This is a genomic window from Rheinheimera sp. B2H12 (assembly GCF_059620065.1).
On sequence record NZ_CM184363.1, the window covers coordinates 2,656,480 to 2,667,594 of the forward strand.

12 protein-coding genes are annotated in these 11,115 nt (G+C 46.2%); all 12 read left to right on the forward strand.

Annotated elements, in window-relative coordinates; translation table 11 throughout:
• Positions 1–53 precede the first annotated feature (53 nt).
• The 12 genes from AC53GJ_RS11430 (at position 54) to AC53GJ_RS11485 (ending at position 11,115) form a co-directional block, all read left to right on the forward strand.
• Positions 54–2,681, forward strand: a complete 2,628-nt coding sequence (locus AC53GJ_RS11430) for a ligand-binding sensor domain-containing protein (protein ID WP_496727833.1) — start codon at positions 54–56, stop codon at positions 2,679–2,681.
• A gap of 750 nt (positions 2,682–3,431) precedes the next feature.
• Complete coding sequence (locus tag AC53GJ_RS11435; protein ID WP_496727834.1) at positions 3,432–4,505, forward strand: nucleoid-associated protein; 1,074 nt, start codon at positions 3,432–3,434, stop codon at positions 4,503–4,505.
• A gap of 2 nt (positions 4,506–4,507) precedes the next feature.
• Positions 4,508–5,875, forward strand: coding sequence for a hypothetical protein (locus tag AC53GJ_RS11440; protein WP_496727835.1), 1,368 nt, complete (start codon positions 4,508–4,510; stop codon positions 5,873–5,875).
• A 104-nt stretch (positions 5,876–5,979) separates the two neighbouring features.
• Entirely contained in the window at positions 5,980–7,092 is a 1,113-nt protein-coding gene (locus AC53GJ_RS11445; protein WP_496727836.1) for a hypothetical protein, read from the forward strand.
• A gap of 7 nt (positions 7,093–7,099) precedes the next feature.
• Positions 7,100–7,471, forward strand: coding sequence for a hypothetical protein (locus AC53GJ_RS11450; protein WP_496727837.1), 372 nt, complete (start codon positions 7,100–7,102; stop codon positions 7,469–7,471).
• Between the two features lie 11 nt (positions 7,472–7,482).
• Positions 7,483–8,409 carry a phage capsid protein gene (locus AC53GJ_RS11455; protein ID WP_496727838.1) on the forward strand — a complete coding sequence of 309 codons (927 nt, stop codon included), beginning with the start codon at positions 7,483–7,485 and terminating at the stop codon, positions 8,407–8,409.
• Entirely contained in the window at positions 8,409–8,873 is a 465-nt protein-coding gene (locus AC53GJ_RS11460; RefSeq protein WP_496727839.1) for a hypothetical protein, read from the forward strand. The genes AC53GJ_RS11455 and AC53GJ_RS11460 overlap by 1 nt, the downstream gene beginning before the upstream one ends.
• The gene (locus tag AC53GJ_RS11465; RefSeq protein WP_496727840.1) at positions 8,873–9,295 is read left to right on the forward strand and encodes a phage virion morphogenesis protein; all 423 of its coding nucleotides are present in this window, start codon (positions 8,873–8,875) and stop codon (positions 9,293–9,295) included. Before AC53GJ_RS11460 ends, AC53GJ_RS11465 begins: the two co-directional genes overlap by 1 nt.
• Positions 9,292–9,750 (forward strand): phage tail terminator protein, encoded by a 459-nt coding sequence (locus AC53GJ_RS11470; protein WP_496727841.1) that lies wholly within the window; start codon positions 9,292–9,294, stop codon positions 9,748–9,750. The genes AC53GJ_RS11465 and AC53GJ_RS11470 overlap by 4 nt, the downstream gene beginning before the upstream one ends.
• Positions 9,747–9,908, forward strand: coding sequence for a hypothetical protein (locus AC53GJ_RS11475; RefSeq protein ID WP_496727842.1), 162 nt, complete (start codon positions 9,747–9,749; stop codon positions 9,906–9,908). Before AC53GJ_RS11470 ends, AC53GJ_RS11475 begins: the two co-directional genes overlap by 4 nt.
• Positions 9,895–10,785, forward strand: coding sequence for a hypothetical protein (locus AC53GJ_RS11480; RefSeq protein ID WP_496727843.1), 891 nt, complete (start codon positions 9,895–9,897; stop codon positions 10,783–10,785). Before AC53GJ_RS11475 ends, AC53GJ_RS11480 begins: the two co-directional genes overlap by 14 nt.
• Positions 10,786–10,791: 6 nt before the next feature.
• On the forward strand, positions 10,792–11,115 hold the full coding sequence (locus tag AC53GJ_RS11485) for a hypothetical protein (RefSeq protein WP_496727844.1): 324 nt from the start codon (positions 10,792–10,794) through the stop codon (positions 11,113–11,115).

An 11,115-nucleotide genomic window follows, 5' to 3' on the forward strand; every position in this document is an offset into this window, starting at 1 on the left:
TTTCTGGGGGTAAGACAATTACCCCCATTTTTTTAGATAGTGGTGTTAACTAAATGGATAGGTTATTAATATCATTGGTTTTATTATTGATTAATTTCAGTGCTATTGCCTTTGAACACTTCACATCTGGACAATTTATAAATGGTGCTGTCCAAGACGAGCAAGGTTATCTCTACATGGGCGGCCATAAGGGGTTGTTTCGTTATGATGGCTATACCGAGTTCAAAATAGACCAACAATTAAAATTGGGCAGCGGTTGGATAAGGTCATTATCAAAAACACCGGAAGGCCAGTTGTTGATCACGAGCCAGGACAACGGATTATGGCTGGCTGATACCAAAACCGGCTCCAGTCGGCAGCTTTTTAAACAAGAACACAAATCTGCAGCTGCCGATTATGAAGATGTGTTTATCACCCTGGCAGATTCAGTGATCAGATTGCAGCCCAGTGGCAAAACTGAAGTCGTGCTGGAACAAGTCAAAGTGGGTTCATTGCAATTCGGCCATGATGCAGTTTATGCCTTTACCGATAAGGGCATTTATCAGTTACAGCGAAATAGAAAACGCCTAATGGCTGCGGGGCATTACATCAGAGGAACTGTCACAGCTACAGGTTTAGTCGGCATCAGCAACGATGCTGCGAGTATCATCAATCACCTGACTGGCAGCATACGTCGCATTCCTATTGTGGGATTGACTGATGTTGCACCAGCTGACCCAGGTTTTTTATGGGTGATTCAGGAAGGTGAAGTTCACGTTGTAACGAGCGATGACTTTCAGAAAGTCCGTACCAATGTGTTAAACCGGAAAATACCGCGTCAGAATATCCTGGTTGATCATCAAGGTTCGCTTTGGGTATTCAGTATTAATGATGTCTACCAGATCCCACGCGCTATTTTTGAAATTCCAAGCCCTTCGCTTGCCCGCTCCCCTGAATCTTCGATTGGCAGAGTTGGCAAAGATATTATCCTAGCATTTCGAGGCGCAGGTCTTTTCAAACTTAACCAATTTTCGCTGGAACCACTTAACGAAAAGCTGCCAGCTGACTCGTTTTCAACTGTCATTTTCGAGCACAACCACAAAGCTTTAATAGGCACAGAATACGGTGTGCAATATTTAGATGGCAGTAAAAAAGTTGAACTTGGGTATGTGCTGGATATAACCATGCATGAAAACAAACTGTACGTGGCCACTGACAGTAACGGCTTTTTTATCCTCGATAACAACCTGGCAATCCTGGAACACTACACAGTTAAAACTGGTTTAACATCCAATGAAGTCCTGCGCATTAAGGTACTCAATGGCATCATTTGGGTTGTTAGTGCAAATGGCATTCAAACTCTTGAAAGTGGCCAGCTCAAAACCAGCACTTATCCTGAAAAATTGGTTTCTAAACTCAGTGATATCAATCTTTTAAATGGGCAAACTTTCGTCAGCACTTATGGCTCTGGCATTTATAAACTGGTTGAGCAAAACTGGGTACGTGTACCATCGCCAGATGCAGTAGTGGCCAGCGTGGTGTTTGACGACAAACTGTATGTATCCGCGCGTGAAGGTCTTTGTGTTATTACCATTGAGGTGTGTTCACCAATTCCTGGCGTCAGTAATGTGATGTTTAGTGCCAATTCACTCGATATTGATACGGGAATGCTGATAGCAGCAGGAATGAAAGGCGTGGTGATGTTTAATGTCAATTCGTTAGCTAACGATGAAATCCAGCCCAAATTATCCTGGTTGCGTGTTAATGAAAAACTTCAAACCTTTCTGACTGGGGATCTCGAAGTTGAACATGGCGACACCATCAAATTAGGTGTAACCGGCAATGATTTTCTGCAAAAGAACCGGCGCTGGAGACTGCAAGTTGGTTCTGACTCTTACGAATCTTCAACAGGTGAATTTGTCTTCCCGGCGATGCGTGAGGGCTACCATTCGATCACGCTCAGTTATCAAAAAATGGATGGTGAATGGCATCGTCCTTACTCCATGGAATGGTTGAATGTTAAAATGCCATTTTATAAAAATGCTGCTGCCATTGGTTTGTATATTGGATTGCCGCTTAGCTTGCTGATTGTTGGGTTACTTGCCGCACTTACGGCTGTTCGCATGTACCGTACTCAAATTATCAATATGGAAAGTAAGTCGCTTGACCATCAAATCCATGAAATCTTTGGTCTTGCCACCCATCTGAGTCACTACCTGAACCACACGGGCGGACTAGAAAGTGGTCAAGCCCCATCCATTGCAGATGAGCTGCTCGACAAGTTATTACCTTTAACCAAAAGTTGCGGCGCGCTTGGTAACTCATCATTGGAAAACGCACTGAATTTGCTTGCCATGAAGTTAAGGTTTCAGCATAACAAAACGGAATCGGAAATTAATCTCTGCTGTGCCATCCCTGAACCGTTGCAGGAACTGGTATACCGGTTTGTTTTTTATACCGTTCATTATTATCTGAATGATCTTAAAGCCAGCAAAATAGAAATTTATATCGAATCTTCCAAAGGCAGAGTGATCATTACGGGTATGAACAATGGTATCAAGCGGCCCTGGCGTGAACGTATCTTTTATGAGCCTGTGAACCTGCATATGCTGAAGGATGTCGCCGAAAAGCTTCAGGCAATCTTGGATATCAAATCTAATGGCAATTTCGAGATGGCTTTAGGTAACGCCAAGGTACATTAAACACCAACGCCATGGATGGCGTTTGCGCTTGCGAACGGTAAAAACCTCTCTTTTCAAAATACGCGCCAGAATCGATTCTAAGCCCCTCACCACCCGACCCACTACCACGCGCTTGCTCAAACCCGTTTAAACAAAATTAAACTATGTTTAAACGGCAATTAAACATGGCCACAGGCTGGCTCACAGCAACATTTTGCCATCGGCGGTAAAAATGCGGTCAGTGAGATGGGATCCAGTTCATGGTGGCCAAAGGTGCACCACCTTCACATGCGCAGTAACCAGGCTTCCCCAAATAATCTCGGATATATTTATTGGCGGAATTTATCAGCCCTGGGTTTTCCTTAAGCCTTTGCATGAATCCACTTGAAACCTTAGTCTCAGCGCAGTGCTTATTTCTACAGAAAAAAAATGTACTGTCACCGTTGTCTCTTACTTCGGTATTGCATTCTTGTCCACAAAACAGGCATTTCTGAACTTCGTTCTTCATCATTATTTCCATGTATCAGCCAATATCGGCTTGCTCGAGTGTAGCGAAAAAAAACCAACAGCCATAAGGCTTTTTGAAGGTTTAGAGGGGCATTAATTGCTAGACCTTTAGCTAATATCGCGGTAGATTTACCTAAAATGGCTCATGGATGAGTCGAGCAATCTTTATGACCCCTCCTCTCATCCATGTGTTTCATAGCTAAAACAAATCAATGCTACTAGGCATTCGTTTCCACAAAATTCTATGGCTTTAAAGGCAAATTAATGGCTACTTTGAAACGATTTATAATTCATGAACTTTTCAGGCACGGTGACCCGGATATCGCTAAAAAACTTCTTGATCTTAATATTGAGGTTATTGCGAATCTTGCACATGACTTAATCAAAGTTAAAGATGACAGAACTTCTGTTTTATGGGGTAAATTTAGGGAGCCGTCACCCTTCCCATCTTTGTTGAGCTCATTATACCAAGAAGGCTCGAATAACAACCTTGACGAATCATTCAGGAAATTAACCATATCAGCAATGAAAAGGCTTCATGATGAAATAAAATCCACAAACAGTAATGGGGGGTATATTTGTTTTGTAGAATATACATCTCGAAGCAAAACAAAACTGCTTGTAGTAATGATTACCAATACAGCTGGCATTAAACTTACAAAGCTAACGCCAAAACATGATGTTCATGTCGACAAGACCAAGCTCCATCAGGCTGTTGATATATCAATAACAGACTATTTAAACTCTACAACGGCTGAAAACCCAAAAAACTACCTTAGCTTTATAGGCAAGGGGAAGAAAACGGATTATTTTGCTAATGCGTTTGATTGTGAGCAGAGAATAGTACAAAGCAAAATGCCATCAATGGTCCTTGACGCAGCAAGAGACTTTCTCAAGCACCATGGAGCTGATAAGCCAGCACAGAAAGCAGCAAGAGAGCAAATAATAAAACACTTTAAAGAAAACGAAAACAAAGAAGTTTTTGTATCTAAAATAGAAGATTTTATAAAAGCAAACCTACCTGCAAGCCTAACTGATGAACAGAAAAATAGTTTCCTGCAGTTCTGTAATGAAAATGACTATCAAATGCCGACAAGCTTTCTTGCTCAAGCTGATGCTATCGCAAGATTAAACAACATTAGCTACTACACAGATGACTTTAAGTTAAATACTGAAACAGATTCAATAGGATTATTAAACAACGAGAATGGCTGCGATAAAAAAATACTATACAACCCTGAAAATGACGACTTAATATTGCGAGGAAAAAACATGCCACAGCATGTAAAGGATGCTATAATTCAGAATCTATTTTCTTTGCAGAAAACCGGTAAGTAAAGATGGGAAAAGATCAGCTTTTTGTAGTCATTGTAGAGTTATATAAATCACTAAAAAATCAGCTTGAATTTTCAAGCGGGATTATTTCAAGTGACTGTAAGGTAATCATCAATGCGCGACAAGCTGAAATATTAAAGTTAATATATGATAACAAATCGGAATTTAGGACATTAAATATTGAGATCGATTATAGTGAGATCGTTAGCTCTAATCAAATTGTAGATGGTGTAGAGTTTACAAATATAAAAATAAGCTTACCATCGGGAATGTTTTTTTTCAAAAACACAGCGGAACTCTTAGACTCAAATTCGTCATTCTTATTTCAAGGTAGCCAGTTACCATCATTATTTTACCTAACGGATATTGATTATATTAGCACTAACAACCTAAAGCTGCCGGATTTGGAAAAAATAAAACCAGTTCTCGAATGGGTAGATTTTTTAAAGAAAATAGCCGACATCGAGAAAAAAACAGACAGCGGCATATCATTGTATTTTTTTATAAAAAGTGGTGATGATAAATTTTCAAAGCCGCTTGAAATTGTTTTTTCAAATATCATTAAAATTTGTACTTTAGAAAAAATATCATCAGTTGATGATGTCAAGTTTTTGATTCAAGAGTCTGATTTAGGCAATCTTTATAGCAAAGATAAACAGGCGTTTTTTAAACTAGCATTAGTCGAAACGCTAAAATCTGCAGGAATAGCAGAGGTAAAGCCTCAAGAGCACGCTTTACTACTTTTCAAAAACTTAGATAACGTAAAAAGTAATTACTACGAACACTACGAAATTTTTATTCACAACTTTGCTATAGGTGAATTCCAGCAGCAAGTTCAAGATAAATGGTTTGACTACTCTGAAAAAATAAGTAGCGTCCTGAATGATATAAAAACGAAATTGTATTCAGTCCCTATAGCGCTTGTAAGCTTAGGAACGCTCACTGCTTTGACTGATGCATATAGTTATTATTTTATAATTATAGGCGTTTTGGTCACAGGCTGGATCAACCATTTGATGGTCAAGGAGCAAGATGAACGACTAAGTCAGATTAGCAGCAGCAGTAACTTCATCTTTGAAAAGCTGGTTAAAAAAAGCAAGGAAAGCACTGAGCCCCCAGAAACCTTTATTGTGCTCGACGAAGTTGTCGAAAAAATAAATAAACGGGTTGAATCAGGTCATGCTCAAATCAAAAACTATAAATATTTTTGCTGGCTTCCAACAATAGTCATGTTCATCTTGTTCTTTGCAAAGGAAAGAAATCAAATAATTGAATTTTTATCCATAGATCTGAGCTGTATTTATTGCGAGATATTTAAAGTAATATGGAAATTGCTGATTATTGCTTTCTACGTAATCATGGGAGTCTGTTAATAGCCTAAAAAGTCCATTCACAAAACCACTGTAAAGTCTTTTCCGTCCAACCCCATCCCTGACAAACGTCATTCTAGCTCTAGAACTTCACTCTGGAGCCTGTTATGCCTGGCATCACCAAACCAAAAAACACGCAATTCAATTGGTTCGAAATCTTTCGAGCTGGCACCCATACCGATAGCAAAGGCCAATCTGCTGAATTTACTGCAGCCGATTTGCAGTCTGTTGTTAGCAATTTCAAACCCAAAACCGCCCCGCTGGTCATTGGCCATCCTGAGCAGAACGACCCCGCCTGGGGCTGGGCTGCTGAGCTTAAAATCGAGGGCGATAAGCTGTTTGCCCGCGCCGATGATGTCGACCATGAATTTGCCCAGGCGGTGGAAAACCGCCGTTATCCAAACCGCTCCGTGCGTCTGGTTAAAACTGCCAATGGTTATGAGCTTGGCCATATCGGCTTTTTAGGCGCGAAGCCACCTGCTGTTGGCGGCATGCAGTGGCAATTCAATGCAGCTGATGCAGAAGCCGTCAGCTTCGAATTCGCCCTGGAAGACCAAATCAAATCGCTGACCGTGGATACCAGCAATGCTGTGGTGACGCTGTTTCGCAAGCTGAAGTCGTTTTTTATTGAGCGCCATGGTGCAGAAACCGCCGACAACATGTTGCCAGATTGGCACATTGACGGCTTAGCCGCTCAAGCCACGATTGCCTCTGAAGAAATGTGGAAAGCGCGCCAGGCTGAATTTAGCGCCACCCTGAGCGCTAAAGATGTCGAATTACAAGCCGCCCGGACCGAGCTTGAAAACCTTCGTCAGGCCAGCAAAACCCTGTCGTTTGCGGCGGCCCTGACGGATGCGCAGCAGTTTGTGGCAGAGCTTAACAGCGGTGCCGCGCCCCGCTTCACCAAAACCGATGGCCTGGCGGACTTTCTGGCGCATCTGTCGACTCAGGACGTCACCTTTGATTTTGCCGCACCGGATGGCAGCGCCCAAACCAGCACCCAGGCGCAGTGGCTGAAGGACTTTTTAAAGTCTATCCCCGAGCAAACCGTGCTCACCCAGCCTTTTGATAAAACCGCACCGGCAGTTTTAAGCGCCAACGATTTGGCCAAGCTTGCCAGCGATTACCAGCAGAACCAGCACAGCCAGGGCGTCGTCATTAGCCTGAGCAGCGCGATGGAACACGTTAAACAACAACACAAGGTCATCAATACAAGGTAACTAGCCCATGAACCCGATCCGCAATTACGAAATTACTGCGCCCATCTTCAAAGGCCACATCGTGGCCTACACCCAGGTGGAGCGCCAGGTCGAAAAAGCCAATACCACCGTCAAGGCAATCTGTGGCGTCACAGATCAGGATTCCACCAACAATGGCCGGGTGGATGTCATTAAATCCGGTCCGGCGCTGGTTGAGTTCGGCGGCCCGGTGGATGCCGGGGACATTCTGGTGGCGGACGCCGAAGGGCGTGCCATTGAATTTAACAAAGCGCCACTGGCGGAGGATGCGACCTGTTGGATCCTCGGCGTGGCAGAAGAAAGCGGCGTGCTCGGCTCTTACGGCATCGTGTACGTCAACCCGCATATCATTGTCAAATAAGGACTTAACAGATGTCTAACGGCTTCCCCTTTACCCCGAATACCGAACAAACGGCGATTGCGATTGCCTATCGCAACCGGCAAATGATTGCAGATCAGGTATGCCCACGGGCACCGGTCGGTTTAATGCAATTTAAATATCTGGAGTTTGACCCATCCGAAACCATGACCGAAGTTGACACCAAGGTGGGTCGTAAATCATCACCGAACAAGGTTGAATTCAGCGCCAAAGAGAAAACCGACTCGGTCTCCGATGAAGGTTTAAGTGATGTGGTCCCGAACGATGACATCACCAATGCGCCGACAAACTACAACCCGCTGAACCATGCGGTTGAATCCATCACGGATTTAATTGAGCTGGGGCGTGAAGTGCGGGTCGCTCAACTGTTCAGCACGAAAGCGAATTATGGCTATACGCAATCGCTGGCTGCAAACGGTCTGAAAAAAATCACCGATCCTGACTGCAACATTTTTGAGTTGCTGACTGAGATGTTAGAGCGCCCTTTAATGCGTCCGAATTCAATGGTGTTGAACTCCTTTGTCGCCACCAAAATCCGCATGAACAAATCTTTGATCAAAGGCTATAACGGCTCTGTAGCAGACACAGGCATGGTGCCTTGGCAGTACATCAAAGACACCTTCGAATTGCAGAATATTTATGTGGGCCAGGCGCGGGTCAATATCAAAAAGAAAGGCCAGGAAATGGAGCTGGCCAGTGCCTGGAGTAACTTTATCAGTTTGCCCTATATCGATCCTCTGGCACGCACGACCAACAACCGGATGACCTTTGCGCTCACCGCGCAATATGGCGACCGTATTTCAGGTAACCGGGATGTGTCTGCTGGTATTCGCGGTGGTGTCGAAGTGATGGTGGGTGAATCGGTCAAAGAGCTGATCATCGCCAAACAAGCGGCCATCCTGCTGACGGACGTTGTGTAATGCTGACCGCCCAGCGCTTTATCGACAAAGTGGGCATCAACCTGCTGGTTCAGTACGCCTCCGGGCGTCTGGCCACGCCAGGGCAATTTATCACTGTGCAGGATGTGCAGCTGGCGCTGATTGACCAGGCGCAGACGGAATTGCAGGAGTCGATTGCGAACTGGTACCAGGTGTCTTTGCAGCATGTGCAGTCGGTGGTGACAGGCTATATCAGCCGGTTTAGCGTGACCAGCGATGAGCTGGCACAAAGCCTGGTGCCGGGCCTGGCGATTGATTTGCTGCAGTATGAACTGTGCCCCAATCCGTCAGAGGAGCTGATCCGGCGGCGTGATTACGCCACGGCACGCCTGAAGGATATTGAAAAAGGCGTGATTAAGCTGACCGAGCATGATCCAGCCAGAGTGCCAACCACGGGCCTTAAAACGGTGCGTGCCGGCAGTCGGTTTGACTGGAACGGTTATTAATGGCCTGGGTGTTTGTCGGCATTAGCGGTGATGCCATTGATGGCTTAAAAGCCCTGGCGGCGCGCACCGGAAGCGCCCGCGATGTGCTGGATGACATCGGGGCGTTTTTGGACAGTGATGTCCAGCTGCGGTTTTTGCAGGAGCAAGCACCGGATGGCACCCGCTGGGAACAATCTGCCGCAGCTGAAGAGCGCGGCGGCTTGACACTCACAGACACCCGGCAACTGGCCAGCAGTGTGACGCACAGTGCTACGGATGATGAGTTAATCCATGGCCTGGGCGAGAAATACGCTGCCATCCACCACTTTGGCGGCAAAACCGGCCGCAATAAGTCGGTGACGCTCCCTGCCCGCCCCATCCTTGGCATTGCGCTGATGCAGCGTGACGAAATCGACAACATTGTGAAGGATTGGCTGGTATGAACGCCCAACACGCAAGTTTTAACCTCGATTTAAACGCCATTGAAAGCCGGTTAAAACAGGATTTAAACGGCCAGGCGCATGTCGGCTTTGCTTCGGACTTTAACGCTGTTCGAGCCCAGGGCGTGCAAATGCCGACGCTGTTTGTGCTGGCACTGGATGAAGACTACAAGGCCGCTGATGAAGTCACCTGCGAAATCACCCTCAAACTTAACGAGCTGTTTGCCGTGATGATTGTACTGCCGGTCATGGTCGGTAATGCCAATTCAGATTTGCAAATCAAAACCCTGCGCGGCTTAGTCCGCCAAAGTCTGACTGGCTTAGTGCCAGAAGGCTGGTCGCCTATTTTGCCGCACCGGGGCCGAATGGTAGAGCTTAACCGCGACACCAACAACCTGATTTATCAGGCGCAGTTTATGACCGAGCGCTTGATTGAAGTGACCACGAGGCCGCTATGACGCAAAAACCGAACAAAGCCGATGCTGTGCCGGTGCCTGCAGCGCTGACTGCAGATGAAGTGATCGCCCTGGCGCAGCAAACCGGCGAGATTTTACAGGGTGCCATTGACGCCCAAAGCTATCAACGTAAAGGAGAACCCGACGATGTGGCGATTTAAAGACAAATTAGTGTTGTTCGCCTCCCAGGGCGCAACGCTGGGTGTGGCACATGCCATCTATGCGCTGGATGTGGAGTTCAGCATTGAACATGAATCCGAAAACGAGCGCCCTGCCAGTAATTATTCAGGCGCGGAGCTGCAGACGTTTTATGGCCATCATGTGACGTTAAACTTTAAAACCCCGCTGGCCATTAGCGGCGTGGCAGGCACAGCGCCGGTGACGTCGCCGCTTTGGCTGGCCTGTGGCTTTGCACAGGTATCTGATGCCACCAAGGTGGTCTATAGCCGGGGGGCGGCAACTCCGGCGGTTGCCAGCTTTATCTTTGGCAAGCACACCCACGCCATCACGGGGCTTAAAGGCAACTTTAGCCTGGCGTTTGAAAAAGGCCGCCCGATGGTGCAGTGGCAGTTTAAAGGCGTGTTTGCGCCACCCACGGCCAGCGCTGCAGCATTACAGCCGAACTGGGATAACTGGAAAAAACCGGACGTGCTGGGGCCGGAGTATGGCAGCAGCTTTAAGCTCAATAACATCGCCATGACGCTGCATAAATTGAGCGTCGATGCGGGCAATAAGGTCATTTATGACCGCACTATCACCAGTTCTGCCATCGAAATCACCGGCCACGAAAGCAAGGGCCAGTTGACCGTGACTGCCACAGAACTGGCCACCTTTAACCCGTTCGCGATGGCGGGCGAAGTGGTGCCCTTTGAGTTTAAGCACGGCACTGCAGCGGGCAAAAAAATCACCATTAGCGGCCGCCTGCAGCTGCCGGTGCCCAAATACGCCAACCTCAGCAGCGAGCTGACCGGCTATGAGCTGGAAGGGAATTTAATCCCCTTACTTGGCAATGATGAACTGAAAATCACTTTAGAGTAATAAAACATGAAACTTAAATTCTTAGAAAAACTGGCAAATTACCAGATTAAAAAGCCGATTGAATTCACCTATCACGGCACGCTGATTAAATTCACGGCCCACATCCGTCTGGTAAAAACGGAAGAACTGCAACAGCTCACCAGCACCGGTGCCAGCGATGCACAAACCGTGCGGGAGCTGTTATTGGGCTGGGAAGGTTTTAGCGATGACGGCCAGGAAGTCACTTTTGATGCCGACACCTTAAACGAGCTTTTGGAATACGGCGGCATCGCCGGACGCCTGGCGGTGGAAGTCGTCAACGCCCAGTACGAGGTGCGCGAAAAAAACTAG